The organism is Variovorax flavidus (assembly GCF_030317145.1).
Lineage (GTDB): Bacteria > Pseudomonadota > Gammaproteobacteria > Burkholderiales > Burkholderiaceae_C > Variovorax > Variovorax flavidus.
This window is the reverse complement of the sequence record NZ_JASZYE010000001.1, coordinates 1,812,792-1,838,521: the sequence shown is the minus strand read 5'-3', so window position 1 is coordinate 1,838,521 and position 25,730 is coordinate 1,812,792. Positions and strand designations below refer to the sequence as shown.

Annotated in this window: 25 protein-coding genes; 11 read left to right on the top strand and 14 right to left on the bottom strand. The window is 66.2% G+C overall.

Annotated features, from left to right (window positions below):
* Nucleotides 1-47: 47 nt before the first annotated feature.
* Nucleotides 48-1,214 carry a BamA/TamA family outer membrane protein gene (locus QTH90_RS08905; protein WP_286664103.1) on the top strand — a complete coding sequence of 389 codons (1,167 nt, stop codon included), beginning with the start codon at nt 48-50 and terminating at the stop codon, nt 1,212-1,214.
* 1 nt (nt 1,215) lies between these two features.
* Here QTH90_RS08905 and QTH90_RS08900 read toward each other — a convergent pair whose 3' ends face one another.
* The 4 genes from QTH90_RS08900 to QTH90_RS08885 are packed head-to-tail and all read right to left on the bottom strand — an operon-like array spanning nt 1,216 to nt 5,621.
* Nucleotides 1,216-1,656 (bottom strand): YciI family protein, encoded by a 441-nt coding sequence (locus tag QTH90_RS08900; protein WP_286664102.1) that lies wholly within the window; start codon nt 1,654-1,656, stop codon nt 1,216-1,218.
* Nucleotides 1,657-1,666: 10 nt separating this feature from the next.
* Entirely contained in the window at nt 1,667-2,788 is a 1,122-nt protein-coding gene (locus QTH90_RS08895; protein ID WP_286664101.1) for an adenylate/guanylate cyclase domain-containing protein, read from the bottom strand.
* Nucleotides 2,785-3,162, bottom strand: a complete 378-nt coding sequence (locus QTH90_RS08890) for a response regulator (protein WP_286664100.1) — start codon at nt 3,160-3,162, stop codon at nt 2,785-2,787. The genes QTH90_RS08895 and QTH90_RS08890 overlap by 4 nt, the downstream gene beginning before the upstream one ends.
* Nucleotides 3,159-5,621 (bottom strand): sensor histidine kinase, encoded by a 2,463-nt coding sequence (locus QTH90_RS08885; protein WP_286664099.1) that lies wholly within the window; start codon nt 5,619-5,621, stop codon nt 3,159-3,161. The genes QTH90_RS08890 and QTH90_RS08885 overlap by 4 nt, the downstream gene beginning before the upstream one ends.
* A gap of 150 nt (nt 5,622-5,771) precedes the next feature.
* Between QTH90_RS08885 and QTH90_RS08880 the strand changes: the two genes are divergently transcribed.
* The 6 genes from QTH90_RS08880 to QTH90_RS08855 all read left to right on the top strand — a co-directional run bounded on the left by QTH90_RS08880 (nt 5,772) and on the right by QTH90_RS08855 (nt 10,741).
* Entirely contained in the window at nt 5,772-6,752 is a 981-nt protein-coding gene (locus QTH90_RS08880; RefSeq protein WP_286664098.1) for an ABC transporter substrate-binding protein, read from the top strand.
* Between the two features lie 31 nt (nt 6,753-6,783).
* Nucleotides 6,784-7,191 (top strand): hypothetical protein, encoded by a 408-nt coding sequence (locus tag QTH90_RS08875; RefSeq protein ID WP_286664097.1) that lies wholly within the window; start codon nt 6,784-6,786, stop codon nt 7,189-7,191.
* 121 nt (nt 7,192-7,312) lie between these two features.
* Nucleotides 7,313-7,642: a hypothetical protein gene (locus QTH90_RS08870; RefSeq protein ID WP_286664096.1), complete on the top strand. Its 330-nt coding sequence runs from the start codon at nt 7,313-7,315 to the stop codon at nt 7,640-7,642.
* Complete coding sequence (locus QTH90_RS08865; RefSeq protein WP_286664095.1) at nt 7,642-9,000, top strand: TolC family protein; 1,359 nt, start codon at nt 7,642-7,644, stop codon at nt 8,998-9,000. The genes QTH90_RS08870 and QTH90_RS08865 overlap by 1 nt, the downstream gene beginning before the upstream one ends.
* A gap of 5 nt (nt 9,001-9,005) precedes the next feature.
* Nucleotides 9,006-10,418: a multicopper oxidase family protein gene (locus tag QTH90_RS08860; RefSeq protein ID WP_286664094.1), complete on the top strand. Its 1,413-nt coding sequence runs from the start codon at nt 9,006-9,008 to the stop codon at nt 10,416-10,418.
* A 23-nt stretch (nt 10,419-10,441) separates the two neighbouring features.
* On the top strand, nt 10,442-10,741 hold the full coding sequence (locus QTH90_RS08855) for a copper-binding protein (protein ID WP_286664093.1): 300 nt from the start codon (nt 10,442-10,444) through the stop codon (nt 10,739-10,741).
* Nucleotides 10,742-10,789: 48 nt separating this feature from the next.
* Here the strand turns inward: QTH90_RS08855 and QTH90_RS08850 are convergent, their stop codons facing one another.
* A complete protein-coding gene (locus QTH90_RS08850; RefSeq protein WP_286664092.1) occupies nt 10,790-12,121 on the bottom strand; it encodes a DUF6895 family protein in 1,332 nt (443 codons plus the stop codon).
* A 54-nt stretch (nt 12,122-12,175) separates the two neighbouring features.
* A complete protein-coding gene (locus QTH90_RS08845) occupies nt 12,176-12,412 on the bottom strand; it encodes a hypothetical protein (protein WP_286664091.1) in 237 nt (78 codons plus the stop codon).
* Nucleotides 12,413-12,898: 486 nt separating this feature from the next.
* Between QTH90_RS08845 and QTH90_RS08840 the strand changes: the two genes are divergently transcribed.
* The 3 genes from QTH90_RS08840 (at nt 12,899) to QTH90_RS08830 (ending at nt 16,584) form a co-directional block, all read left to right on the top strand.
* Entirely contained in the window at nt 12,899-13,414 is a 516-nt protein-coding gene (locus QTH90_RS08840) for a tetratricopeptide repeat protein (RefSeq protein ID WP_286664090.1), read from the top strand.
* Between the two features lie 169 nt (nt 13,415-13,583).
* Nucleotides 13,584-14,120 carry a pilin gene (locus QTH90_RS08835; protein ID WP_286664089.1) on the top strand — a complete coding sequence of 179 codons (537 nt, stop codon included), beginning with the start codon at nt 13,584-13,586 and terminating at the stop codon, nt 14,118-14,120.
* A 115-nt stretch (nt 14,121-14,235) separates the two neighbouring features.
* Nucleotides 14,236-16,584 (top strand): fatty acid cis/trans isomerase, encoded by a 2,349-nt coding sequence (locus QTH90_RS08830; RefSeq protein ID WP_286664088.1) that lies wholly within the window; start codon nt 14,236-14,238, stop codon nt 16,582-16,584.
* 8 nt (nt 16,585-16,592) lie between these two features.
* Here QTH90_RS08830 and cueR read toward each other — a convergent pair whose 3' ends face one another.
* Nucleotides 16,593-17,009, bottom strand: a complete 417-nt coding sequence (cueR, locus tag QTH90_RS08825; RefSeq protein WP_286664087.1) for a Cu(I)-responsive transcriptional regulator — start codon at nt 17,007-17,009, stop codon at nt 16,593-16,595.
* The gene (locus QTH90_RS08820; RefSeq protein ID WP_286664086.1) at nt 17,006-19,243 is read right to left on the bottom strand and encodes a heavy metal translocating P-type ATPase; all 2,238 of its coding nucleotides are present in this window, start codon (nt 19,241-19,243) and stop codon (nt 17,006-17,008) included. The genes cueR and QTH90_RS08820 overlap by 4 nt, the downstream gene beginning before the upstream one ends.
* Before the next feature lie 214 nt (nt 19,244-19,457).
* Here QTH90_RS08820 and QTH90_RS08815 point away from each other — a divergent pair, with 214 nt between their 5' ends.
* Nucleotides 19,458-20,399, top strand: a complete 942-nt coding sequence (locus QTH90_RS08815) for a JmjC domain-containing protein (protein ID WP_286664085.1) — start codon at nt 19,458-19,460, stop codon at nt 20,397-20,399.
* Between the two features lie 122 nt (nt 20,400-20,521).
* Here QTH90_RS08815 and QTH90_RS08810 read toward each other — a convergent pair whose 3' ends face one another.
* The 6 genes from QTH90_RS08810 to QTH90_RS08785 form a co-directional block, all read right to left on the bottom strand.
* On the bottom strand, nt 20,522-21,796 hold the full coding sequence (locus tag QTH90_RS08810) for a c-type cytochrome (protein ID WP_286664084.1): 1,275 nt from the start codon (nt 21,794-21,796) through the stop codon (nt 20,522-20,524).
* A 7-nt stretch (nt 21,797-21,803) separates the two neighbouring features.
* On the bottom strand, nt 21,804-22,577 hold the full coding sequence (locus QTH90_RS08805; protein ID WP_286664083.1) for a c-type cytochrome: 774 nt from the start codon (nt 22,575-22,577) through the stop codon (nt 21,804-21,806).
* Between the two features lie 116 nt (nt 22,578-22,693).
* Nucleotides 22,694-23,236, bottom strand: a complete 543-nt coding sequence (locus QTH90_RS08800) for a hypothetical protein (RefSeq protein WP_286664082.1) — start codon at nt 23,234-23,236, stop codon at nt 22,694-22,696.
* On the bottom strand, nt 23,233-24,300 hold the full coding sequence (locus tag QTH90_RS08795; protein ID WP_286664081.1) for a beta-ketoacyl synthase N-terminal-like domain-containing protein: 1,068 nt from the start codon (nt 24,298-24,300) through the stop codon (nt 23,233-23,235). Before QTH90_RS08795 ends, QTH90_RS08800 begins: the two co-directional genes overlap by 4 nt.
* Complete coding sequence (locus QTH90_RS08790; protein ID WP_286664080.1) at nt 24,297-24,572, bottom strand: phosphopantetheine-binding protein; 276 nt, start codon at nt 24,570-24,572, stop codon at nt 24,297-24,299. The genes QTH90_RS08795 and QTH90_RS08790 overlap by 4 nt, the downstream gene beginning before the upstream one ends.
* A complete protein-coding gene (locus tag QTH90_RS08785) occupies nt 24,572-25,726 on the bottom strand; it encodes an ABC transporter permease (RefSeq protein ID WP_286664079.1) in 1,155 nt (384 codons plus the stop codon). Before QTH90_RS08785 ends, QTH90_RS08790 begins: the two co-directional genes overlap by 1 nt.
* Between the last annotated feature and the right edge of the window lie 4 nt (nt 25,727-25,730).

Genomic DNA, 25,730 nt, shown 5'->3' with positions numbered 1-25,730 from the left:
CCTTGAGGGCAGGGGAGAGTTGCAGGTCCTTCTGGAGTGTGCAAACGATGAATCGAACTGCGGAATGGGCGCTTCGTGCATTGTCGGCCGTGGGCCTTTCCGCTTTCCTGCTTTGCGAGCAGGCCCACGCCTTTCTGGAAGGCTTCATCGACTCGCAGGACCATCACCTCGACATTTCGGACTGGCTCATCGATCGCAAGGGCTTCCTACCGGTTCCGATCGTGATCACCGAACCCGCCGTGGGCTATGGCGGCGGCGTGGCCTTGATGTTCGTACGCAACTCGTTGCGCGACAGCGGCGAGAGAGCCAGGGAGACCGGCCACATGACGCCGCCCGACATCTTCGTCCTGGGCGGGGCTGCCACCGAGAACGGCACCAAGGCCGCCTTCGCAGGCGGCATGGTGAGCTTCGACGAGGACCGTTGGCGCTACCGTGGCGGCGTCGGCCGCGCCGACGTCAACCTGTCGTTCTACGGCATCGGCGGCACCGGCCTGGGCGGCGGCGCACACAGCCTCGCCTATTCGCTGGACGGATGGATGTCGAGCCAGCAGGTGCTGCGCCGCCTCGGCGAGAGCGACAACTGGCTGGGCCTTCGCTGGATCTACCTGGACCTCAACAGCAAGCTGGACCTGAGCCAGGACCCGCGTTCCGGCCTCGGTCCCGACCAGACCACGCGGCGCACTTCGGGCCTGGGCCTGACCCTGGAGCACGACACGCGCGACAACATCTTCACGCCGTCGAAGGGCTGGACAGGCGCGCTCGATGCGACCTTCTACAGCCCGGACCTCGGCAGCGACACGCGTTTCGAGAGCTATCGCGGCCACGTGTTCGCCTACTGGCCCATCACCGAAAGCCTGGTGCTCGGCGGCCGGCTGGACGGCCGCGCCGTGAGCGGGCGGACACCGTTCTACATGCTGCCCTTCATCGACATGCGCGGCATACCCGCGGCGCGCTACCAGGACGAGCGAACGGCGGTGGCCGAGACCGAACTGCGCTGGAATTTCACGCCGCGCTGGGCGGTGGTCGGCTTCGTCGGCGCCGGCCGCGCCTGGGGCCAGAACACGAGCTTCAGCGAGGCAGAGAATGTCATCAGCCGGGGCGCGGGCTTTCGCTACCAGATTGCCCGGCGGCTCGGGATGTGGGTCGGACTGGACTATGCCAAGGGCCCGGAGGGCGGGACCTGGTACATCCAGGTGGGCAACGCCTGGCGCTAGTTCAGGGTGATTTCTTCTTCGCCGCGCTTTCGGCTTCGGCACGCAGGCGCTCGTCCTGGGCCCGCAGCTCGGGCGTGAGCTGGGCGCCGAAATCGTCGATCTCGAACAGCGGTCGAATCTCGATCTCGGAGTCGCCGTGCATGGGGTTAGGGCAGCGTCTGACCCATTCGACGGCTTCCTCCACGGACTTGACCTGCCACAGCCAGAACCCGGCGACGAGTTCCTTGGTCTCTGCGAAGGGGCCGTCGATCACCGTCCGATCGTTGCCCGAGAAGCGCACCCGTTTGCCCCGTGCGCTCGGGTGCAGGCCTTCGCCGGCGAGGAGCACGCCTGCCCTGAAGAGTTCCTCGTTGAACTTGCCCATGGCTGCCAGCAGCTCCGTGTCGGGCATCTCGCCGGCTTCCGATTCCCGGGTCGCCTTGACCATCACCATCACACGCATGGGATTCTCCTTAAGACACGCACACTACCCGCCACGCCGGCACCTTGCGCTGGAACCCCTTGAGCTCCAGTTCGCCCGCCTCCTGGATCGACCATCCGCTGTCCGGTGACCCATCCTGCAATGCACCGTGAACGCGCTGCGAGATCAGGATTTCGCCCCCCGCGGCTTCCCCGCACAGCCGGGCGGCCAGGTTGGTGACCGTGCCGATGGCGCCATAGTCGATGCGCGCGTCGAAGCCGATGCCGCCGAGCGTCGCGAAGCCCTGGGCGATGCCGATGCCCATGTGCAGGTCGTAGCCGCGCCGGCGCCATTGCCCGCTGAGCGCCGCCATCTCTCCTTGCATCTGGACGGCCATGCGCAGTGCGCGAGCCGGTGCGTCGGGAACGGGCTGCGGGTCGTTGAAGAAGATCATCATGCCGTCCCCGGAGAAGCGCTCCAGCGTGCCCTCGTGGGCCAGCACCAGCCGCCCCATCGCGGCGTGGTACTGCGCCAGCACGGCCATCACCTCTTCGGGCTCCGCGGTTTCGGTGAAGGCGGTGAAGCCGCGAAGGTCGAGAAAGACGACGGTGATTTCACGACGATGGCTGCGCAGGGGATCGTCGGCGCCGCCCGCAAGAATCGCCTCGGCCAGCTGGGGCGAGAAGAAGCGCTTGAGCTGGCCGATGCGTTCGAGCTGCTGCACGCTCTCCTGCACGCGCTGCTCCAGCGTGGCGTTCCACGCCTGCAGTTCGGCGCGCTGGCGCTGCACTTCGTCGTACAGCGTCTTCACGCGCAGCAGCGAACGCACGCGCGCCATCAGCTCGGCCTGGTTGATGGGCTTGCTCAGGAAGTCGTCCGCGCCGGCGTTCAGGCCCTTCACGCGTTCCTGCTCGGGGTCGAGCGCGGTCACCAGCACCACCGGCAGCACCGCGCAGGCCGGGTCGGCGCGGATGGCGCGGCACACGTCGTAGCCGTTCATGCCCGGCATCATCACGTCGAGCAGCACCAGGTCGGGCGGGTCGGCGGCGATGCTCGTCAGCGCGTCCTCGCCGGACGCCGCGGTGCTCGTGCGGTAGCCGCGCGCACTCAGCAGGTCCGACAGCAGCCGGAGGTTCTGCGCGACGTCGTCGACGACCAGGATGTGGGCGCTCATTTCGAACGCCCCTCTGTGAGCAGCCGATCCACGACTTCGAGAAAGGGCTTGAGCGAAACGGGCTTGGTCAGGAATGCGTCGAAGCCCGAGTTGACGATGTGGTGCTGGGCGTCCGGCATGACGGAGGCCGAGATCGCGATGACGGGCGTGGCATCCAGAGCGGGCTGCTCGCGGATCTGGCCGAGGGCGGCGATGCCGTCGATACCGGGCAGCAGGATGTCCATGAGGATCAGGTCCGGCTGGTGCAGGATCGCGAGGCGCACGCCCTGTTCCCCGGTCTTGGCTTCCAGCGTGACGTGACCCTTGTGCTGGAGGATGTCGCGCGCCAGCTTCATGTTCTTCTCGTTGTCCTCGACGATCAGGATAGTGCTCATACAACAGCCTCCAGGGTCAGCAGCGGCAGCAGGAAGGTGAAGGTCGCGCCTTCGCCGAGGCGGCTGTCGACGCCCAGTGTCCCGCCATGCAGCTCCACGAATCGCTTGGCGAGCGACAGGCCCAGCCCGGTGCCTTCGGCCTTGCGCAGATAGTCGCCGCCGGCCTGGCGGAATTCGTCGAACACCAGCGCCTGGTCCTCCGGTGCGATGCCGACGCCGGTGTCGGCCACGCTCACCTCGGCCATCGGCTTGCCGGCCTTCTCGACGCGCTGCGCACTCAGCCGCACGCGCCCGCCGGCCGGTGTGAACTTCACCGCGTTGGACAGCAGGTTCACCACCACCTGCTTGACCTTGCGCGCGTCCGCCACCCACTCGTTCAACCCTTCGCCGACCTCCAGCGACATCGACAGGCCGTTGCGCTGCGCACGCTCGCGCACGAGGGTGAGGGCGTTGTCGAGCAACAGGCCGAGGTCGAAGCAGCTCAGGTCCAGCTCCATCCGGCCGGCCTCGATCTTCGAGAGGTCCAGTACGTCGTTGATGAGCGTCAGCAGATGCTGGCCGGAGGAGTGGATGTCCTGCAGATATTCCATCTGCTTGGCGTTGACCTCGCCGAACATCCGCTCGGTCAGCACCTCGGAGAAGCCGATGATGGCGTTCAGCGGCGTGCGCAACTCATGCGACATGTTCGCCAGGAACTCCGACTTGTGGTGGTTGGCGACTTCCAGCTGCCGGCTCTTGTCCTCGATTTCCTGGAAGAGCCGCGCATTCTGGATCGCGATCACGGCCTGGTCGGCAAAGGTCTCGACGAGGCGGACTTCGGCGTTCGAGAAGGGCTGAACCTCCGTGCGGAGCACGGCGATGATGCCGACCGACGCGCCCTCACGGACCATGGGCACGGCCAGCACCGTCCGGAATCCCAGACGCGTCTGCGCCTCGCGCGAATCGGGGTAGCGCGAATTGATGAGCTTCGCGATGTCCTCGACGTGCACTGTTCGCCGTTCGACGAAGGCGCGGCCGATCACCGTTGCGCTGTTCAGCGGCAGCTCGTCGCGGCCCAATTCGGCACCGGTCTCCACCTGGTAGCCGGTCATGGCCCGCAGGTGGTCGCCTTCCGGCAGCCAGACACGGCTGCCATGCGCGCGGCACAGGCGCACCGAGCGCTCGGCGACCGCCTGCAGCACGGGTTGCAGATCGGTCGGCGAACGGCTGAGCACCCGAAGAATCTCCGCCGTCGCAGTCTGGAATTCGAGCGCCGCCGTCAGCTCGGCGGTGCGCAGTTCCACCTTGCGCTCCAGACCGCCGTATAGCTCTCGAAGCTGGGCCGACATGCGGTTGAACTGGTTGGCCAGCCCTTCCAGCTCGTCGCCCGTGTTGACGACGATCTGCTGGTTGAGATCGCCTTCGCCGATGCGACGCGCTCCCCGGGCCAGCGTGCGGATCGGCTGCACCATGTTGCGCGCCAGCACCGATGCCGCCAGTGCCGAGATCAGCAGGCCGGCCAGCAGCAGCACCGCGGCGCGCAGGAAGGACGCGTTGAGCTTTGCGTACACCTCGGCAATCGGCTGTTCGACGAAGACCTTCCAGCCCAGCGACTTGATCGGCGCCATCGACGTCAGCACAGTGGCGCCGTGGAGGTCGCGCGACACCATCGCCTGGTCCTCGACGGCGCCATCGGCCGCCGCGGCCTGCACATGCGGCAGCGCGGCCACGCTGGTCTTGCGCAGGACCAGGCCGATGTCCGGGTCCGCCACCAGCAAGCCGTTGCTGTCGACGACATAGGCCTTGCCCTTCTGGCCGATCTGGATGCGCGACACGACCTCCCAGATGAACTTGAGGTTCAGCTCGGCGATGGTGACGGGGCCTTTCTCGCCGCCGGAGCGGATCGCCACCGTCATGTAGGGCTCCGTGTCGCGGTTGAAGTAGACCGGGCCGAACCACGCTGCATCGGGCACGGCGTTGCGGAAGGCTTCTTCAGCCGACCGGTCCTTGCCGGAGCCCATGACATCCATGCCCAGCCGCGACACCGCGATCTGCTCGCGGCCCTTGCGATCGAGCTGTGCGATGTCGGTCACCTCCGGAGCCTGGCGCAGCAGGCGCCAGAACTCCGTGCGCCGCGATTCCAGATCGGAGGCGTCCAGCTGGGCCAGCGACGCATAGGTCAATTGCTGGGACACCTGCTGGACGTACTGCTCGATGCGCAAGGCCGCGCCGACCGCTTTTTCATGCTGGAAGCTGGCGAGCGACGTCTTGTTCTCCTGGTAGGAGAAGTAGAGGCCGATCGCGCTGGAGGCCAGCAACACGGTCGTCACCAGGGAGAGGATGAGCAGCAGGTACTTGCGAAACAGGCGCCCGCGGTGAACCTCCCGCGTCGCCTGCGACAACACCGCGAAGCGTCGGCCACCGGCCGGCGGCGCGAGATCGCCCGAGAGCGAAGCGGGAGACGAGTCCGGGGGCGTCATGAACCATCCATTGGACATCGCCATACGCCGGATGGGAAGACCGGCCGCTTAGGCCTATTGGCCGACCCGATACCGCGCATGCACACGGGCGCCGCACCGGAAGCGGCGCAAAATCCGCTGGTGCGGCTGCTGGCGACAAGGAGGACTTCGATGCGCAGCAAGATCCTGGGCCTTCTATTGGGCGCCTTGCTGGTGGCCGGCTCCCCGGCGCTTGCCCAGCAGGCGAAGAAGGTCCCGCGCCTGGGTTACCTGGCTGCCGTCTCGGCGGCCGCCGATGCACCTCGCCTCGAAGCGTTCAGGAAAGGCCTCCGCGATCTTGGCTATGTCGAAGGACAGAACATCCTCATCGACTACCGCCATGAAAGCCAGGATCTGCAGCGACTCCCCATGCTCGCCGAGGAACTGGTCCGCATGGACATCGACGTGCTCGTTGCGGTGACGACCAACGCGGCGCAGGCGGCCAAGAAGACGACCTCGACGGTGCCCATCGTCTTCATGGGCGTCACCGACCCGATCACCACCGGGTTGGCCGAAAGCCTTGCGCGGCCCGGCGGGAACAGCACGGGCGTCACCAACGTCGCGGCCATCCTCACGGGCAAGCGGCTCGAACTCCTGAAGGAGACGGACCCCAAGGCGGTCCGTGTGGCCGTGCTGTGGGACCCGCATGCGCCCGGCTCCATCCCGCAGTGGGAAGCCAGCCAGGTGCCGGCGGGGAAACTGGGACTCCAGCTTTATTCGATGGAGGCCAGCAGCGCCGAGAGCTATGCGCAAGCATTCAAGGATGCCGTCAAGGCGCGCGCCACGGCGGTGTGGGTGACCTTGAATCCGGTTGCGAATTCCAACCAGAAGCTGATTGCGGACCTGGCCGTCCAGAACGGTTTGCCGACCATCTGCGCCCGGAGCGACTACGCGGAAAACGGGTGCCTGATGGCTTATGGACCCGGCTACGGCAACGAGGGCAAGGATGGCGCACGCTACGTCGACCGGATCCTGAAAGGCGCGAAGCCCGCCGACCTCCCGATCGAACAGCCCACCAAGTTCGAGCTGCTGATCAATCTCAACACCGCCAAGCGGCTCGGCTTCACGATCCCGCGCTCGGTGATGAATCGCGCGGACAAGGTGATCCAGTGATCGGGCATTGAGCGGCCGATAGAATCACGCGATGTCCCGCGTTCGCGTGTTCCTGCTGTGGCTGATGATGCTTGCCGTACCCTTCCAGGGGTATGCAGCGGCGTCGATGGCGCTCTGCGGAACGCCCGAGCCCGTGATGGAGGTGGCGATGGCGGCATCGCATGCCGGTCCTTCCGCGCATGCCGGGTCGCATGAGCACGCCGTCCACCATCACGATGCTGCCTCGCATGCCGATGAAGGCAGCAGCGCGAAAACTTCCCACGCGCATTCCGACACCTCGCACAAGTGCTCCACCTGTGTCTCGTGCCATGCCGTTGCGCTGACGACCGACGCGCAGGTCGCACCGGCCCACGTCTTGCCGCAAGCCGACCTGGCCGAACCGGCCAGCGCGAAGGCAAGGTTCGCGTCCCGCGTTCCCGACAAACCACCTCGCGCCTAGTCGCGTCGTACCACCGGCCGCTTCGGCTGCCGGTGTGCTTCGACGCGCCATGCATCGCTCGCCGTCCGAACCCTTGCGGGTCCGCTGACGTCGCTCCGTTCATGAACATCGCGAGGATTCCATGTTTCCTTCTTTGCCGGCCCGATGGCTGGCTGCATTGCCCGCATTGGCGGTGGGCGCCGCCGTGGCGCAGTCGCCTTCGACTCCCGCTTCGACGGGAGTGGGCGGCACGCCGCCTGCATTGACATATCGCTCGGCGCTGGATGGCTATCGGCCGTTCGCCGACGAGAAACCCATCCCCTGGAAAGTGGCCAACGACACGGCCTACAACCGAGGCGGCTGGCGCGCCTATGCCAGGGAAGCGCAGGGTCCCGGCGACATGGCAGCGCCATCGCACGACGCTGATCCGCACGCAGGGCACGCCATGCCGACGCACGAGGAGCATCGGTGATGCGAGCGACCGGCATGAGCGCGTTGGCCGTGGCGCTGCTGCTCTCCGGCTGTGCCTCCGTCGGCATCGACGAGGTGCTCGACGAGACGAACGCCAGCACATCGCAGTTCACCGCTGGCAAGCTGGAACTCAGCCGCAGCGACGAACAGCGCGAGGCCCGCGCGGCACTGACGGACGATTTGCTGTCGCGGCCTCTTTCTGAAAGCGATGCGGTCCGGGTCGCACTTGCCAACAGTCCGGCCGTTCAGGCGCTGCTGGCGCAGAGCTGGGCCGACGTCGCGGCAGCCAACCAGGGTGGACGGCTCCCGAACCCGATCTTCAGATTCGAGCGCATGCGGCTCGGCGACGAGCTTGAACTGGGGCGCCTGTTGTCCTTCGGACTGGTGGACCTCATCCTGCTGCCGCAACGGATGGCACTGTCGAAGAGCCAGTCGGCGCAGGTCAAGGTGCAGCTCGCCTCCACGGTCGTCGACCAGGTGACGCAGGTGCGCCGGGCCTGGGTTCGCGCGGTGGCGGCGCAGCAATCGCTTCGCTACGCCGTGCAGGTCAACGAGGCCGCGCAGGCCAGTGCGGAATTGGCCCGCCGCATGCAACAGGTCGGAAACTTCAGCAAGCTCCAGCGCGCACGGCAGCAGGTGTTCTATGCGGATGCGACCACGCAACTGGCGTCCGCGCAGCACGCGACGGGGGCTGCCCGCGAAGAGCTTGTCCGCTTGCTCGGCCTGGACGACGCGCAGGCGGCGAAGCTGAAGCTGCCGGAGCGCCTGCCCGACCTGCCGAAGGCACCACGCGATGCCAGCGACGTGGCGGCGGCGGCGAACGACCAGCGGCTCGATGTAAGGCTCGCGCGCGCGCAACTCGACGTGGCCGGAAAGTCGCAGGGCTTGAACCTGCTGCCGACCGTCATCGACATCGAGGCCGGCGCGCGGCACGACACGCTCTTCGCAAACGGCGGCAAGGCCAATCGCAACGGGTACGAACTCGACATCCGCCTGCCGCTCTTCGACTGGGGGTCAGCGCAGCGCGATGCGATGAATGCGCAGGCGCTCGCCGCCGCCCACCGTTACGACGCGACCGTGCGCGGCGCCAGCTCGCAACTGCGCGAAGGCTACTCCGCCTACCGCACCGCCTATGACATTGCGCGGCACTACCGCGACGAGATCGTGCCGCTGCGCCAGACCATGGCCGAGGAAAACATGCTTCGCTACAACGGCATGCTGATCGGCGTGTTCGAACTCCTCGCCGAGACACGCGAGCAGATCACGAGCGTCATGGCTGCCATCGACGCCCAGCAACAGTTCTGGCTTGCCGATGCCGCGTTGGCCGCATCGGTCATCGGCAAGCCCACCGCCCATTGAAGACCATGACGCACAGACGCAATTTCCTGGGCGCTGCCGGCGCCATCACCGGCGCGATCGCAGCCGCGACGGTTTCCAGGGTGGCGATGGCCGCCTTGCCCGAGCCCGTGCTGCAAACCAGGCCCGACACCATGCCCCCGCTGCCGCCATCGAGCGGCCGGCCGTACAACCCCGTCGTCACCTTGAACGGCTGGACGCTGCCGTGCCGCATGAACGGCGGCGTCAAGGAATTCCACCTCGTGGCCGAGCCGGTCGTCCGCGAGATGGCGCCGGGCTTCAAGGCGCACTTGTGGGGCTACAACGGCCAGTCGCCCGGACCGACGATCGAGGTGGTGGAGGGCGACCGCGTGCGCATCTTCGTCACCAACAAGCTGCCCGAGCACACCAGCATCCACTGGCATGGCCAGCGGCTGCCCAACGGCATGGATGGCGTCTCGGGCCTCACGCAGCCGGCCATCGCGCCCGGCAAGACCTTCGTCTATGAATTCAAGGCGCGCCGGCCGGGCACCTTCATGTACCACCCGCACGCGGACGAGATGGCGCAGATGGCGATGGGCATGATGGGCTTCTGGGTGACGCACCCGAAGGTTGCGCATCCGCTGATCGACGAGGTCGACCGCGACTTCGTCTTCCTGCTCAATGCCTACGACATCGAGCCGGGCAGCGCGACGCCGAAGATCATGACGATGCTGGACTTCAACCTCTGGTCGTGGAACAGCCGCATCTTCCCGGGCATCGATTCGCTCAACGTGCGGCACAACGACAAGGTCCGCATCCGTTTCGGCAACCTCACGATGACGAACCATCCGATGCATCTGCACGGCCACGAGTTCGTCGTCACCGGCACCGACGGCGGCCCGAAGCCGAAGGGCGCGCGCTGGCCCGAGGTGACGACCGACGTCGGCGTCGGCCAGATGCGGCAGGTCGAGTTCGTCGCGGACGAGGAGGGCGACTGGGCGTTCCATTGCCACAAGAGCCACCACACGATGAATGCCATGGGCCATGACGTGCCCACCATGATCGGCGTGGACCACCGCGACGTGGTTGGCAAGATCACCCGACTCATCCCCGACTACATGGTGATGGGCGAGCGCGGCATGGGCGACATGAGCGAGATGTCGATGCCCCTGCCCGACAACACCGTGCCGATGATGAGCGGCGAAGGCCCGTTCGGGTCGGTCGAGATGGGCGGCATGTTCAGTGTCGTCAAGGTGCGCAAGGGGCAGAAGGCCGGCGACTACTCGAACCCCGGCTGGTTCAGGCACCCGCCGGGCACGGTCGCTCACGAACTGGCCGAACCCCTTGCCAGGGCGCCGCATGCGCGAGGTGCGGGGCCATCGGCGATGCCGCCGCAGAACATGCCGGACTCCAACGTCGAGGTACAGGTCCGCAAGCCGCGCGGGCATTCAGGTCATTGATCCATTAAAAAAAGGAAATTCAGATGCTCGGTTTTCGAAATGCACTTCTCGCGGGCGTCGTCGCGCTGGCCGGCCTGGCCCATGCGCAGTCCGTCACCGACGAACTCAGCAATGGCGAGGTGCGCAAGGTCGACAAGGAGAACGCCAGGATCACGCTGAAGCATGGGCCCTTGAACAACCTCGACATGCCTGGCATGACCATGGTGTTCAAGGTCGGCGACGACGCGATGCTCGACGCGGTGCAGGCGGGCGACAAGGTCCGGTTCAGGGCCGAGATGGTGGACGGAAAAATCGTCGTGACGAAGATGGAGGCGGTGCGGTGAGCTCACGCGACTAGGAAGCGGTGGCGGCGCCGAGACGGGTAGCGCACCTCACGCCAATGCGTTCGTCTGATGCTGATGTCCGCCAACGCCCAGGCAGCCTAGCGTCGTGGCGCGGCGCAGCAGGGCGAGGCTCTGCCGAAAGGCTGGCCCATCATCAAGACCGCATTGCAGTCCAATCCTCAGGCACTCTCGAACCAGACTCATCTTGTGAACGGACGCGGCACGACGCAGTGCAAGCGTGAGCGCGAAGCTGGACAGTGCTTCGCGTTGCGTGGAATCCAGCCTCGAGAACGCAGCGACCCAGCGAGGCTCTCGAGTTCGAGCGTCAAGCAAGGGAGTGATGCGATCAATCACGCCGCTCACCGCAGCCAGCGGGGCGACCGAGGCCGGCGGACTCCTGCCCAGTTGGAGTGCGGTCGCGCAGAGGAATCCCATGACGATGTTTGCGTGATAGGACGTGCGAAGCATGTATTCCTCATGCAGGAGCGGCGGCAAAAGTTTGCAGTTGGGCACCGAGTATTCCGGTCCCGGAACGAATCCCAGTTCATCCTGCGCCGAAGCCAGGACCCCAAAGCCAAAAGTCGCGACCGGACTCCATGGAAGACCGAGCATGGGCCAAGTCCACAGCAACTCGGCAGTCAGGTCGAGGTTGTCGGCGTCAACGGCCGCGGCAACGGCGGCATCTGCGTCCTCCTCGATCTCCGCTATCGGGCGCGGCAACTGGACGGGATGCCGTCCCATATCACTCGCATGAAGCACAACGTGGGTGAAGGCATAGAGATCAAAGCTTGAGGCCCCCAGGGAATCGATGCGACGGGCCATGCACGTGCGCGCGACGAGATCACGATGTGTTTCGGCGTTCATGCGCCCGCCGGACCAAACCTCCTTGAGCCATTCATGCTCCAGATCCTGTCCGGGCAGGCGCTCCGGCCTTCCTGTGTCTTCTCCGTTGAGAATCTCCTTGAGCAGGCGGTCGATCGCTTCGTTTGAGTAGCCGAGATCGACGAGGTGAATGTGGGCCGCCGCATGGTCGAGCGCGAAAGCCGGCTCTCGGCACAGCGCTACCATGACCGACTCGCTGCGAGCGTAGGGAGCGATCCTGTGAGCCAACTTGTCGACGGCTTGCGCGACGGCCGTGTCGGACTCACGCAAGCAGACAACAGTTCGCAGAAGCATGGATGCCTCGGTAAGCACCTTTTCCGCGATCAAGGGCCTCGACTGGAGCTCCAGATCCTCCCTCGGAATGAGGTTCGGCGATGCTCGTTCTCCAGCTTGCGTTCGCGACTGGCGATTGGTGACAACCTCCACGGCACGCCCCGCGATGTCCAACGCCTGGTAGATTCGTCGAATGAGATCTCGTCGGTCCCAGAACTGTCCCATGGCGTCTCCAGGTTCGCCCTGTCCTGGGATGAATCCCTCTACGGGTGAGGGCGGCTACTGCCCAATATCGCGCGGAACTTGAGCACCAATCCGGCCAATGCCGATCTCGGGGCCAGGCCAACCGCAGCACCAAAAGCAGTTGCGATTGATCAGGGTCACCAGTGGCTCACCACTAACGAGCGCGCGTTCTCCTAGCTTGCTTACCGTTGCACCCACAGCATCCAGATTGATGGCCTTGCTTTCTAAGAGTGTCTCGACGACTTGCTGTTGAAATGCACTTCTTTTGGGCATGAGGGACCTCCGAAGATTGGTTGACTTCGATCACGCAGGACAAGGACGCGTGTTGCTCGCCTAGCAGCACATTCTGTTGTCAGCTTGTACTTCGCGAGTACGACACCCCTTGTTTCACTGCGGAATCGATGGTGTGCGGTTCGCTGCAATCGGTCATCACTAGCTTTGAGGACGAGAGTGAATCCCGCATGACTAGGTCGTTGAGCGATCACCACTGCCCGGTAGCCTGTGCCATCGGAAGTCAACGCCTGCAATTGCTGCTCGAAAAGCGCAATGCGACCCCGCCCGGTCATTGTTGTGGCGAGAAGGGTTCAAGGCAATTGCCGACGACGAACTCAAGGCGTGGCGCCATGGCGAGACCTACTGTGAGTTGCTCAAGTGTGGTGAGCGTCGAATAAGACGTTTCTTATGGTTTGCCGAGTTTTCCCCTCATAGAGTGAGCGCGGCCGCGCAATCCTGCGTTGTTGCCGAAGGGAAGGAATACTCATGGCACCCGGAATCATGGTCGACCGCGCGAACACGGACGACGCCGCAATCAGCATCCAGTCCGCCATCGCGATGACGGGACGCAGCCAGCGCACCTGGTGGCGTCGCATCGAGGAGGGCGTGGTGCGGAAGTCCGACCCCGACGCGCGCGGACGAGCCAGGGTGTCTCTGGAAGACGTTGTGGGACTGCTCGGCATTTCCCTGTCGGCCGAAGACAGGTCCTTGCTTGTTCTTGCCGACGCTGGCGATGCCGATGCCCAGGACGACGTCGGCCAGATGTTCCTTGCGATCGGCAAGCACGAGATCGGTCGCTATTGGCTGGAGCTTGCCGCGGAACAGAACCATCCCAACGCCATGCAGCGCCTCGCTTGCTGCCATCTCTCGGGCGAAGGCGTTGCGAAGGACGAGAACATGGCGATCCGGTGGCTGGCCGAGGCTGCGGCACACGGCCATGTCATTGCGCAGGAGCAGATGCGCGCGCTGCGCACAGGCCTTCTGGCGCGTCGGATGGCCTAGGTCGGGTTGGCACCGCTACCCCGTGCCATGACACACACACCGTGTGCCAGAAGCCACGGCGGCACGGGCGGATGACGACTTTGACACGGTGCTGCGCCCGGCACATTTGCTGCGGACGAGTCCGCACTCAGGGAGGTGCCTGAGTTCTTCAATCAACTGAGGTATGCAAATGAAAAATGCTGTTCGTCGGGCCCAAAGGGGCTTCACGCTGATCGAACTGATGATCGTTGTCGCGATCATCGGCATCCTGGCGGCGGTCGCCTTGCCCGCCTATCAAGACTATGCGATTCGCGCAAAGGTGTCCGAGGTTCTTCTTGCCGCATCGGCGTGTCGGACCGCCGTCTCGGAAGCCGTATCGACGTCTCCGGACAAGGACATGGGGGCCCGTCTCAATGGCTCATGCTCGGTCGGAGGCGAGAGCGCGACCAAATACGTCACGAAGGTCGATACCGATGCCAACGGCGTCATCACCGTGATTGCGAACCACGTCAACCTGGGTGGCGATTCGACCGGCTTGAGGAACGCGGTGTCGATGGTTCCGTTTGTCGGCGCCAGGGCGTTCAAACCGTCGGAGGATGGCGGCAAGGTCATCACGGAGTGGCGGTGCGGCCCGGCGGTAGCGAGCCCCCTGCCGCCAAAGTACCTGCCGGGCTCATGCAAGTCGATTGCAGCACCGGAAGCGACTTCGGAGGCCAGGGATATCTGAAGCCGGCGTCTGACGCCCGTTCCGACGGCCGCCTTTCCTCCGGGGAGGCGGCCGTTTTCCTTGCGGCCCTCCGGGTACAGTGCGTGATCCACTCCCGCAATCGAAGGCCGTTCGCATGCGTCGTGTCGCGTCATTGATCACCGTCGTCGTCCTGATCGCCGCCTGCACCACGATCGCCACTCAGCGCTTTGACGACCTGTTCGGCCCGGCCGACCCGCAGCGCTTCGATCATCCCGTTGCACCGCCAGCGGGGCAGTCGTATGCGCAGACCATCCAGCCCATCCTCGACCGTCGTTGCGTGGTGTGCCACGCCTGCTACGACGGGCCTTGCCAGCTCAAGACCACCAGTTGGGAAGGCCTGGCGCGCGGCGCGAGCAAGACGCCTGTGTACGACGCCAGCCGTCTCATCGCCGCGACGCCGTCCCGTCTTTTCGTCGATGCCGACAAGCCGTCGGAGTGGCGGGCTCGCGACTTCTTCCCGGTGTTCAACGAGCATGCGCCCACCCTGGAGGCGAACCGGACCGCCGGGCTGATGCACCGCTTGCTGGTGCTCAAGCAGCAGCATCCGTTGCCGACGGAAGGCGTCGTGGGCGGTGGGCTGGATTTCTCCATCGGCCGCTCGGCGATGTGCCCGGCCGGCGCGGAGATCGACCACTACGAGCGCGCATCGCCCCAGGGCGGCATGCCCTTCGGATTGCCGGGGCTGAGCGCCGCCGAGCATGGCGTGCTCACGCGATGGCTGGAGCAGGGCTCCCCCTATGAAGGCCCGGTCGCGCCGACGCCGCTGGCGACGCAGCGCATCGCGCAGTGGGAGCGCTTCTTCAATGGCGATTCGCTCAAGGAGCGTCTCTTCAGCCGCTACGCCTACGAGCACCTGTTTCTGGCCCACCTGTACTTCGACGACGATCCGCAGCGCCAGTACTTCAAGCTGGTGCGCTCGTCCACGCCGCCCGGGCTACCGCTGCAGCTGATCGCGACCCGTCGGCCCGTCGACGATCCCGGCGTGGAGCGCGTGTACTACCGGCTCGTGCCGGAGCGCGAGACCATCGTCGCCAAGACGCACATGCCCTATGTGCTGGGCGCGCAGCGGATGGCGCGCTGGCGGGCGCTGTTCCTCGATGCGCCGTATGCGGTGGAGCGCTTGCCCGGCTACAGCGCGGACACGACGGCCAATCCTTTCTCGACCTTTGCGGCCTTGCCGGTCGGCGCGCGCTACCGCTTCATGCTCGACGAGGCCGAGTTCACGATCATGGGCTTCATCAAGGGGCCGGTGTGCCGCGGCCAGATGGCGCTCGATGTCATCGAGGACCGCTTCTGGGTCGTCTTCCTGGCGCCGACCAACGATTTCGACGCGATGCAGTCGAAGCTGCTGGCGAGCGATGCCAACCTGCTGCGCCTGCCGACGGGCAGCAGCAACACCGAAGTCCTGATCCCCTGGCTGCACTACGCGAAGCTCGAGAACGAATACCTGAAGGCCAAGACCGATTTCCTCGCGCAGGCGCTGCAGGGCTCGCGGAGCCTGGACCTGCGCCTGATCTGGGACGGCGAAGGCCGCAACCCCAACGCTGCGCTCACGGTCTTCCGGCATTTCGACAGCGCCAGCGTGGTGAAGGGCATGGTGGGCGACTCGCCCAAGACAGCATGGGTGATCGGCTATCCGCTGCTGGAGCGTATTCACTACCTGCTGGTTGCCAACTACGACGTCTACGGCAACGTCGGGCATCAGCTCAATTCGCGGCTCTACATGGATTTCCTGCGCATGGAGGGCGAGTTCAACTTCATCGCGCTGTTGCCCCAGTCGCAGCGAGTCGCCACGCGGGACCAGTGGTATCGCGGCGACAGCGTCGCCACGCGCGAGCAGGTCTATGGTGGCCCGGCGACGACGCTGGCTGTGGAGAGCGGCATACGCTTCGCAACGGCCGACCCCAAGCGTGAGTTGCTCGGCTTGATGAAGACCAGGCTCGAACCGGTGCTCGCCACGCGCTTCGACATCGATCGTCACGTCACACCGTCGCTCAGCGCACCCCTGCACGAACTGGAGCGTGTCGATGGCGCAGCACTGCAATGGCTGCCAGAAAGTTCGCTCCTGGTGGTCGAGACACCGAAGGGCGACAACTCCACCTTCAGCCTGCTGCGCAATACCGCGCATGCCAGCGTGTCGCACCTGCTCGGAGAACGTCGTGAATTGCGGCCTGACGAGGACACGCTGACCCTGGTGCCCGGCGTGATCGGCAGCTATCCCAATGCCTTCTACCGCGCGACGGTCGCCGAGCTGCCGGAAATGACTGCGGCGCTCCGCCAGCTTCGTTCCGAAGCCGACTACTCGGCCTTCGCCAGGCGTTGGGCCGTGCGCCGCACCAACCCCGACTTCTGGGCTTTCAGCGACGCATTGATCGACCGCTACCTGAAAGATCAGGCGCTCGACGCCGGCATCCTCGACTACAACCGCTTCGAGAACAGATAGCGGTGGAGCTACCTTTCGAGTTCGTCCAGGATGGGGCAATCGGGCCGGTGGTCGCCGTGGCAGCAATGCGCGAGCTGTTCCAGCGTGCGCTTCATTGCGGTCATTTCCTCGATGCGTCGGTGCAAGTCTTCAGCATGCGCCAGGGCAATTCGCTTCACGTCCCCGCTCTCGCGGCGCTTGTTCTGCCACAGCTTCAGCAGCTCGGCGATCTCCGCCATGCTGAAGCCCAGGTCACGCGCACGGCGGATGAAGCGCAGCGTATGCACGTTGCTCTCGGTGTACTGGCGGTAGCCCGCCTCGGTGCGGGCTACGTCCGGCAGCAGGCCGAGGGACTCGTAATGCCGCACCATCTTGGCGGATACGCCGGACCGTGCCGCCGCTTCGCCGATATTGAATGGCTCCATGGCCGACCTGACTTCGCTCATTGCGCGTTTCCCTTCCAGCGCCGCAGCAGCAGCGCATTGCTCACCACGCTCACACTGCTGAACGCCATTGCCGCGCCGGCGATCACCGGACTCAGTAGGCCGAAGGCCGCGAGCGGAATGCCGACCACGTTGTAGGCAAAGGCCCAGAACAGGTTCTGCCGGATCTTCGCGTAGGTACGGCGCGAGATGTCGATGGCGTCGCTCACCAGCGCCGGATCGCCGCGCATGAGCGTGATGCCGGCCGCATGCATTGCGACGTCGGTGCCGGTGGACATCGCGATGCCGACGTCGGCCGCGGCCAGTGCCGGCGCGTCGTTGATGCCGTCACCGACCATGGCGACACGCCCGCCCTCTGACTTGAGCTGGGTGATGATCGTTGCCTTGTCCTCGGGCAGCACCTCGGCGCGGACCGTGTCGATCTTCAAGGCCCGCGCCACCGCCTCGGCGCTACCGCGGTTGTCGCCGGAGATGAGCGCCGTCCGGATGCCTTGCGCGTGCAACTGGCGTATGGCCGCCGCCGCGCTGGTCTTGGGCGTGTCGCCGAATGCCAGCAGGCCGACGAGGGTGGGGCGATCGGTCACGTCCGCCAGCCACGAGACGGTGCGGCCTTCCGACTGCAATTGCGCGGCGAGTGCATCCAGCTTGCCGAGCGGGACCTGGACTTCGCGCATGAAGCGTGAACTGCCCAGCCGCAGCTCGCGGCCGTCGACGACTGCCGACACGCCCCGACCGGCCACGGCGCGCACCGCGCTCGCGCGGGGAATTCCGACGCCAGCCTTCTTCGCCGCCGCGAGGACGGCGCGAGCCAGCGGATGTTCGCTGCCCGCCTGGATCGCGGCGCTGGCGCGCAGCAGCGCGGCGGTGTCGCCGTCCACCGCCTCGAAGGCCACCAGCTCCGGGCGGCCCTCGGTCAGCGTGCCTGTCTTGTCGAACGCCACGATCTTCACGCTGTGCGCCACTTCGAGCGCTTCCGCATCCTTGATCAGCACGCCGTGGCGCGCGGCGACGCCCGTGCCGGCCATGATCGCGGTCGGCGTCGCCAGGCCCAGGGCGCAGGGACAGGCGATCACGAGCACGGCGACGGCGTTCAGGATCGCCGCCTCCCAATGGCCCGTGATGAGGCCCCACGCTAGGAACGTGAGCAGTGCAATGCCGATGACCACCGGCACGAACACGTTGCTCACCTGATCGACCAGGCGCTGGATCGGCGCCTTCCTGGCCTGCGCGGATTCCACCAGCCGCACGATGCGCGCCAGCGTCGATTCCGCGCCCACGGCGATCGTGCGAACCACCAGCAGGCCCTGGCCATTGACCGATCCGCCGGTGACCGCATCAGTCACCTGCTTCGCGACGGGCAGGCTCTCGCCGGTGATGAGCGATTCGTCGACTTCGCTGGCACCCTCGACCACGACGCCGTCGACGGGCAGCCGTTCGCCGGGCCGGACGACGACCAGATCGTCGATCCTGACCTGCGCCAGCGCGACATCCTGGTCGACACCGTTGCGGCGGACGCGCGCGCGCTCGGGCCGCAGCGCGTTCAATGCGCGGATGGCTTCGGTGGTCTGCCGCTTGGCCCGGGTTTCGAGCCACTTGCCCAGCAACACCAGCGTGATGACCACGGCGGAGGCTTCGAAGTACAGGTGCGGCGTGCCGCCGTGATTGCCGTGCGTGAGGAGCAGGTAGACGCTGAGGCCATAGGCGGCGGTCGTTCCGAGGGCGACGAGCAGGTCCATGTTGCCGGCGCGGGCCTTCAGCGCCTTCCAGCCCGAGCGGTAGAAACGCGCACCCAGCCAGAACTGCACGGGCGTGGCCAGTGCGAGTTGCAGCCAGCCGTCGAGCATCCATTCCTGGCCGATGAGAAGGCCCAGCATGGGCAGCACGAGCGGGGCCGAGAGAATCGCAGCCGCGATCACGGGCCAGGCGTCGTTTCGGCTGCGCGGTCGTGCTGCCGCCGATCCGGCCGATGACGCCGCTTCTTCTGCCGGAGCCTCGTCGCCCACGCTGTAGCCAGCCTTCTCGATGGCGGCGCGCAATGTGCCGAGCGAGACCGAGCCGTCGGTTTGCACGCTGGCCGCCTCGGTGGCGAGATTGACGCTGGCTTCCATCACGCCAGGGATGCCGGCCAACGACCGTTCGACCCGCGCCACACACGACGCGCAAGTCATGCCTTCGATCGGAAGCGACCATTCCTTCAGGCCGCTCGCACCGGGCGAGAGCGCCAGGCTGCTGTTCATTCGAAATCTCCTGTCCTTCACGCCGAATCTGCGGCGGATGCAGGAAGTATCAACCTTGACATCATGGGAGGGTCAAGGGCGCTGGCAGTCTCTGACTTTCGACCTATTGCGATTGCAAATAGTAATTTGGTGTTACTTCCGGTATGCTTTTTGCACAACTTCTCTAAAAGCCATAGGAGGAACTATGGGCGCTAGCGAGATCGAGAGAATGGCCATGTTGACGCCGGACTGCCGCCTGTGGGTGGATGATCCGGCGGGCTTCACCACGCACAAGGTGGGCCGGCTTCACCACAACTACCACGAGCACCCGCTGTTCCAGTTGCCGGAGCTCGAGGCCCTGGCCAAGGAACTCGCGCCCATGAAGCAGTGCCGCTTCGTCCGGCCCGGCATCACGCAGGCCTCGGGCTTCGCGCACGACAGCCAGCACCCGGACGGGCGCAGCATCGAGGAGGTGTTCCGGCGCATCGAAGAGCCCGGCTCCTGGCTTGCGCTTTACAACGTCGAAGCCATCCCGCGCTACAGGGACCTGCTCGACAACATCCTGGACAACGTGCGCACGACCATCGAGCGCGAGCAACCCGACATCTTCATGGTGACGGGCTTCATCTTCATTTCCGCGCCACCCTCGGTGACGCCGTTTCACATCGACCGCGAGAACAATTTCTGGCTGCAGTTGCGCGGGCGCAAGGTGATGAACGTCTGGGACCACACCGACCGGGTGGTGGTGCCTGCCGACGCAGTGGAGGACTTCATCGTCACGCACTCGCTGCGCAAGGTGCGCCTGAAGGAGGAGTTCAAGGCGCGCAGCCACGAGTTCGAGACGCAGGCAGGCGACGGCGTGTACTTCCCGAGCACCTCGCCGCACATGACACGGTGCGACCCCGACTGGACGGAGCCCGGGGATCGCGTGGCGATCTCGATCGGCGTGAACTTCTACACCTCCGTCACGCGCAGGGTGGCGCGCGTGTACCAGCTCAACCGGGTGCTGCGGCGCTGCGGCCTGTCTCCGGCGGCCCCGGGCGAATCCCTTTCGGCGGACAGCTTCAAGGCGCCGATCGGCGAATTCATTGGCGCGGCGCGCTCGTCGCTGGCCCGGATGATCGGGCCGATGCGGCGCATGCGGCGCGCCGGAAAGGCGCCTCCGGGGTCTTACTGAAGCTCGCCCCCAGGCTTCGCGCACTTCGTGTCGCTTCGCCTACCCCCTGCCGGGGGCAATACCTCCGGCCCGGCGAAGCCGGTTCCGGGGTATTTCTGGGGTTGGGTGGTTCTTGGATGCGGTCAGCGGCGCAGCATGTCGCGCGGCGTGACCGGCGGCGCGTCGTTGCCCCAGGAGCCCCGCACATAGGTCAGGACGGCGGCGACGTCGCTGTCGTCCAGCACATAGCGGAAGGGCGGCATGCCATAGGGGCGGGGATTGCCTCCGGTGGAAGGGAGGAAGCCGCCGTGCCGCACGATCTGGATCAGATTGACCGCCGAGTCCATGAGCACGGCGCGATTGCCGGCGAGCGGCGGGTAGGCGCCCTCGGCGCCCTGGCCCTTGTCGCCATGGCAATAGGCGCAGCGCTGGTCGAAGATCTTCTCGCCGCGTTCCATCACGCGCGCATCGCGGCGTGACGTCGTGGACGTCGCAGCGGGCGCCGTGGATGCGGTGTTCGGCAAGCTCTTCAGATACACGCCCATCGCGCGCAAGTCGGCTTCGTCGAGGTGCTGCGTGCTGCCGAACACCACGTCCGCCATCGGGCCCATGACCGAGCCGCGCGCGGACCGGCCGTTCTTGAGCAGCTCGGCCACGTCCTTCGGATCCCAGTCGGCGACACCGGCCTCGCGCTTCGAGGTCAGCGAAGGCGCATACCAGTTCTCGACCGCGATGAGCCCGCCCGAAAGCCCCAGTTTTTCCTGCGTGGCGCCGAGCACGTTGCGCGTGCCGTGGCAGGCGATGCAATGGCCGAGGCCGTCGATGAGATAGGCGCCGCGGTTCCACTCGGCGGGCTTGGCTGGATCGGCGACGAAGGTGCCCGGCTTGAACGAGAGCGCCCGCCAGACGGCCAGCGCCGGCTGCGTGTCGTACGGAAAGCGCAGGTTGTGCGCGAGGTTCGGCGTCGGTGCGGGCGGGATGCTTTGCAGGTAGGCAAAGATCGCGTCCGAGTCCTCGCGCGTCACGCGCGTGAAGTTTGGATACGGAAAGGCGGGGTAGAGCAGCCGCCCGTCCTTCGATCGCCCGTTGTGCATCGCGCGCCAGAAATGCGCCGAGGTCCAGCCTCCGATGCCGGCATTCGGGTCCGGCGTGAGGTTGCTGGCGAAGATCGTGCCGAAGGGGGTCTCGATGCCCACGCCGCCCGCGTAGGGCGCGCCACCGCGCGCCGTGTGGCAGCCTGCGCAATTGCCCGCCAGCGCCAGGTAACGGCCGCGTTCGACCTGCGCCGGCGTGGGGTTGAACGCCACGGGCGGGTCGGGCAGTTTGTCTTCGCCGCGCAGATTGAGCGCAACGATGGCCAGGCCCGCCAGAACCGCGAGCGTGGCGAGAAAGGTCAGCAGATAGAGCAGGCGTCGCATGGCGGGATCAACGGGTGTTCAGCGCGCTGCACGCCATCGGCACGGGACTGGGTGCGTTGGCTGCGGGCTTGGGATTCGCGGGCACGGGTTGCATCACCAGCCAGCTCGTCACGGCGTTGATGTCGGCCGTCGTGAGCTTGCGGCCGACCTGCGCCATGCAGTCGGGTTCGAGCGCATGGCGGTCGTTGGTGACCCACGCGCCGAGTTGCGACGAAAGATAGAGGCGAGGCAGGCCGACCAGTCCCGGTATGCCGGGCAACACCCCGGTCAGCGCCTGGCCATGGCACTGCGCGCAGGCGGGTATGCCGCGCGCCGCATCGCCCTCGAACACCAGCGCCTTGCCGTGCGCGAGCATCTGGGGCGTGGCGTCGGTGGTGGTGGCTACGGGCGGGTAGGGCAGGTCGATGCTGGCGAAGTAGTCCGCGATCTCGCGCAGGTAGGCATCCGACAGGTGCTGCACCATGTGCGTCATGTCGGAGTTGAAGCGGCGGCCATCGCGATAGCTCTGCAACTGGTTGAATAGGTAGGCCGCGGGCTTGCCCGACAGCCGCGGAAAGTACGCAGCCTCCGTGCTCGATCCTTCACGGCCGTGGCATGCGATGCAGGCGGCCGCGCGCTGCTCGATGGTGTCGGGGACGCGCGTGGGTTTGGGTGGCGCGGCATAGGCAGGCAGTGCCATGGCGGCGGCCATCAGAAGCGCTGCGACGCCGTGGCGCCCGTTCGCGCGGCGGGCCCGGATGACGCTATGCAGCAGCGGCCGCAGGAAGCGTTGGATGTTCATTCGTGTCTCGTGGTTGGCACGCGGGCTCGACGAAACCTGACGCGCATGCGTAAAGCTGCGACTGTCCACGAATTCGAGGGGAATGAACAGACTCAGTGCGGGAGGAAATCAACGGATCAGATCGCGTTCACGTGGGCAGCCGGTGCCACGGGCAGCCAGCGCCACCACTCGCTGCGATACGCGTCGCGTTGCTCTTCGATCCATCCCAGCAAGAGACCTTCCGGCCCCGCGCCCTGCAATGCCACGCGCGTGAGCAGAGGCAGGTCGCGGCACACCATGAAGCTGGCATCGCCTCGCCACGCCAGCCCCTTGGCAAGCGCTGCGAGCATCAGGGCAGGCTGGCTCTGCATGAAGTCGAAGGGCAGCGGTAGCCCGGCGCGCAGTTGTTCCAGACTGGCACGGGTGGCGGCAGCGGGGCCGCTCAGGCTTGCCACTCGCAGGCGGGCATCTGCCGGCAGCGAAGTTTCGCCCGCGGCGTCCAGGCATTGCCATGCACCGTGCAGCGCCAGTTCGGCCCACACGCCGATCCGCCGCGGTCGCGCGCCGAGCCGCTCAGCGAGTGCGTGGCGCCAATCGGGGGGCGGAGGGTCCGCCACCACGTGCGCCGCAAGTCGCCAGCCCGGAAGGCTCTCAGGACGAGATGGAACGACTCCGCTCATGCCAGGCAGTCTTTCAGCAGCAATGCTGCATGGCCACCGCCAAAGCCGATGGCGTTGAACAGGATGTGCCGCAAGCGCGCCGGAGCCTGCGTGGCGAGTGTCATGCCCAGTTCGGAGTCCAGGGCGTGATTCGCGACGGGCCACACGCCTGACTCGACGCATGCCGTGAGCAGCACCAGTTCCGCGGCGCCCGACGCGCCGAGCGTATGACCGATCAGCGACTTGAGCGAAACCATGGGTGGCAGGCTCGCAGCAAAGATCTCCGTCAGCGCGGCGGCTTCGATGGCGTCGTTGCCGGGGCTGCCGGCCGCTTGCGGCTTGACGAGGTCGATGTCCTGCGGCCGCAGGCCGGCCTGCCGCAACGCAGCCTTGCAGGCCGCGCCGATGGCGTTTGCATCGGCTCCTGTCGACGTGGCGCCTGCCACCACGCTGGCACCGCCCATCAGGCGCCAGCGCGCCGGCGCGGTGCTCAGGTGGATCGCCGCCACCGCTTCGCCAAGGACCAGCCCGTTGCGTTTGGCGCCGAAAGGCAGGGCACGGTCCGGCGACAGCAACTGCATGCCGCCGAAACCCGCCAATGTGAGGCGATTGCTGAACTCGATGCTCAACACCAATGCCTGCGGCACGACGCCGCCTCGAATCAGGTCCGCGGCGGCGAGCATTGCATTGACGGCTGACGTACAGGCTGTCGACACGGTGAACACCGGCCCGCGCCAGCCGATGGCCTCGGCCACTGCATCGGCAAAGGTCTGCACATCGCCGGCCAGACTGGCGGCTTCTTCCTCGTGGCCTACGTCGAGCGAGGAAGAGGCTACGAAGAGAGGCATCTCCACGTCCTGCTCGCCGCATTGCGCGACCACATCGCGCGCAATGCGGCGCAGGCGATCCCACCACTCGCCTTCCTCGGAAGGAAGCTTGTGGACGGGCCACGTGAAGCCCTCCGCGACGGTGGTGGGCGTGAGGGAAGTGCCTCCGCGCTGCACTGCAGCCAGCGCCTCCCGCAAGTCACGGCCCAGCGCGCAGGCCAGCCCGCTGCCCGCCACATGGACCGGAAGCTCGCTCATGCCCGATGGGCGCCGAGGTACTCCGCCAGGTGCGCGATCGATGTGAAGGCACGGCGCGTTTCCTTGCTGTCGGGCATGCGCACGCCATAGTGCTGTTGGATCGTCATCGACAACTGCAGCGCGTCGAGCGAATCGAGGTCGAGCCGGGCATCAGGGCCGAACAAGGGCTCGTCAGGGCTCAGGCCGCCTTCGGGTGCGGGCCGTTCGACGGCTTCGAGCACCAGTGTGGTCAACACGGTGATCAGCTCGGGCTGCAAGGTGCATTGATCCATCAGGCACGTCTTCTGAACAGGAGCGCGGCCAGCGCGAGCATGGCCGCTGAAAAAGCAACGAGGCGCAGGGCTTCGGCCAGAACGCCCGTCACGTCGCCGCCGCGAAGCAGCACCGTGAGCAGCGCTTCGAGCGCCCAGTTCATCGGAGACCACGCGGCCACATGCTGCATGAACAGGGGCATGACGAAGGTCGGCACCATGATGCCGCCGACCGCCGCCATCAATACGTTGGCGACGGGACCGACCGTCGCGGCCTGCGCGTGGGTGCGTACCGCACATGCCAGGGCCAGCGACAGGCTCACCGCGGCGAGGCTGATGGCTGCCAGCGCAACACCCAGCGCTCCCCAGTGAACGCCTGCGAGCGACAAGGCTTCGCCGCCGAGCAATGGCATGAGCCACACGCCTGCGGCCAGCATCAGAGCAGCCTGCACGGCGTTCACGCCAAGGTAGGGCAGCCCCTTGGAGGCCAACAGCATGCCGGTCGAGACACCCAGGCTTTGCAGGCGCCCCAGCGTGCCGGACGCGCGCTCCTGGATGAAGAGGCTGGACATCGATGCGACGACGAAGAACATGCCGAACACCAGCCACGCCGGCACGCTCTGCTGCACGGCGGTTGGCCGGGCTCTTCCTGGAGCAAAGCGCTCGGCGTGCACCAGCGCGGCCATCGAGGCATTGGGCGGAGGAGGGGGCGCGCCTGCCATCGTCAACCCCAGTCGGCCCTTGACCTCACCGGCCGTGCTCATCAACTCGGCCCGCAGCGCATTGAACAGATTGCCGTCGATGCCCGGCTCGCTCAGCAATTGCATGCGCGAGGCAGTGGGAAACGACGGCATGTCCAGCGCATCCGACAGGCCGGGCTGCAGCACGATCACGTACTTGAGCTTGCCGGAGAGCAATTGCGCCTGCCAGTCGCCCGGCAACGACTGCGGTTCCCCGTGGGTGCGTTTCCAGTCGGCGAGAAGCAGTTGCGCGGGCGCACCGCCATCGCGCGCGTCCACAGAGTAATGCAGTGCGGCCAGCGACGGGCTGTAGTAGTCCTTGAGCGCCAGCGACATCAGCACGATGAAGATCAGGGGCATCAGGAACAGCGCAGCCAGCCCGTGCAGGTCGCGGCCGAGGGCGATGAGTTCCTTCTTGATGAGTGCGCAGAGCATCGCG

Bases quoted from the DNA above. Each gene is read 5' to 3' on its own strand.
- QTH90_RS08905 (WP_286664103.1), top strand. From the start codon at position 48: ATGAATCGAACTGCGGAATGGGCGCTTCGTGCATTGTCGGCCGTGGGC.
- QTH90_RS08900 (WP_286664102.1), bottom strand. From the start codon at position 1,656: ATGCGTGTGATGGTGATGGTCAAGGCGACCCGGGAATCGGAAGCCGGC.
- QTH90_RS08895 (WP_286664101.1), bottom strand. From the start codon at position 2,788: ATGAGCGCCCACATCCTGGTCGTCGACGACGTCGCGCAGAACCTCCGG.
- QTH90_RS08890 (WP_286664100.1), bottom strand. From the start codon at position 3,162: ATGAGCACTATCCTGATCGTCGAGGACAACGAGAAGAACATGAAGCTG.
- QTH90_RS08885 (WP_286664099.1), bottom strand. From the start codon at position 5,621: ATGACGCCCCCGGACTCGTCTCCCGCTTCGCTCTCGGGCGATCTCGCG.
- QTH90_RS08880 (WP_286664098.1), top strand. From the start codon at position 5,772: ATGCGCAGCAAGATCCTGGGCCTTCTATTGGGCGCCTTGCTGGTGGCC.
- QTH90_RS08875 (WP_286664097.1), top strand. From the start codon at position 6,784: ATGTCCCGCGTTCGCGTGTTCCTGCTGTGGCTGATGATGCTTGCCGTA.
- QTH90_RS08870 (WP_286664096.1), top strand. From the start codon at position 7,313: ATGTTTCCTTCTTTGCCGGCCCGATGGCTGGCTGCATTGCCCGCATTG.
- QTH90_RS08865 (WP_286664095.1), top strand. From the start codon at position 7,642: ATGCGAGCGACCGGCATGAGCGCGTTGGCCGTGGCGCTGCTGCTCTCC.
- QTH90_RS08860 (WP_286664094.1), top strand. From the start codon at position 9,006: ATGACGCACAGACGCAATTTCCTGGGCGCTGCCGGCGCCATCACCGGC.
- QTH90_RS08855 (WP_286664093.1), top strand. From the start codon at position 10,442: ATGCTCGGTTTTCGAAATGCACTTCTCGCGGGCGTCGTCGCGCTGGCC.
- QTH90_RS08850 (WP_286664092.1), bottom strand. From the start codon at position 12,121: ATGGGACAGTTCTGGGACCGACGAGATCTCATTCGACGAATCTACCAG.
- QTH90_RS08845 (WP_286664091.1), bottom strand. From the start codon at position 12,412: ATGCCCAAAAGAAGTGCATTTCAACAGCAAGTCGTCGAGACACTCTTA.
- QTH90_RS08840 (WP_286664090.1), top strand. From the start codon at position 12,899: ATGGCACCCGGAATCATGGTCGACCGCGCGAACACGGACGACGCCGCA.
- QTH90_RS08835 (WP_286664089.1), top strand. From the start codon at position 13,584: ATGAAAAATGCTGTTCGTCGGGCCCAAAGGGGCTTCACGCTGATCGAA.
- QTH90_RS08830 (WP_286664088.1), top strand. From the start codon at position 14,236: ATGCGTCGTGTCGCGTCATTGATCACCGTCGTCGTCCTGATCGCCGCC.
- cueR (WP_286664087.1), bottom strand. From the start codon at position 17,009: ATGAGCGAAGTCAGGTCGGCCATGGAGCCATTCAATATCGGCGAAGCG.
- QTH90_RS08820 (WP_286664086.1), bottom strand. From the start codon at position 19,243: ATGAACAGCAGCCTGGCGCTCTCGCCCGGTGCGAGCGGCCTGAAGGAA.
- QTH90_RS08815 (WP_286664085.1), top strand. From the start codon at position 19,458: ATGTTGACGCCGGACTGCCGCCTGTGGGTGGATGATCCGGCGGGCTTC.
- QTH90_RS08810 (WP_286664084.1), bottom strand. From the start codon at position 21,796: ATGCGACGCCTGCTCTATCTGCTGACCTTTCTCGCCACGCTCGCGGTT.
- QTH90_RS08805 (WP_286664083.1), bottom strand. From the start codon at position 22,577: ATGAACATCCAACGCTTCCTGCGGCCGCTGCTGCATAGCGTCATCCGG.
- QTH90_RS08800 (WP_286664082.1), bottom strand. From the start codon at position 23,236: ATGAGCGGAGTCGTTCCATCTCGTCCTGAGAGCCTTCCGGGCTGGCGA.
- QTH90_RS08795 (WP_286664081.1), bottom strand. From the start codon at position 24,300: ATGAGCGAGCTTCCGGTCCATGTGGCGGGCAGCGGGCTGGCCTGCGCG.
- QTH90_RS08790 (WP_286664080.1), bottom strand. From the start codon at position 24,572: ATGGATCAATGCACCTTGCAGCCCGAGCTGATCACCGTGTTGACCACA.
- QTH90_RS08785 (WP_286664079.1), bottom strand. From the start codon at position 25,726: ATGCTCTGCGCACTCATCAAGAAGGAACTCATCGCCCTCGGCCGCGAC.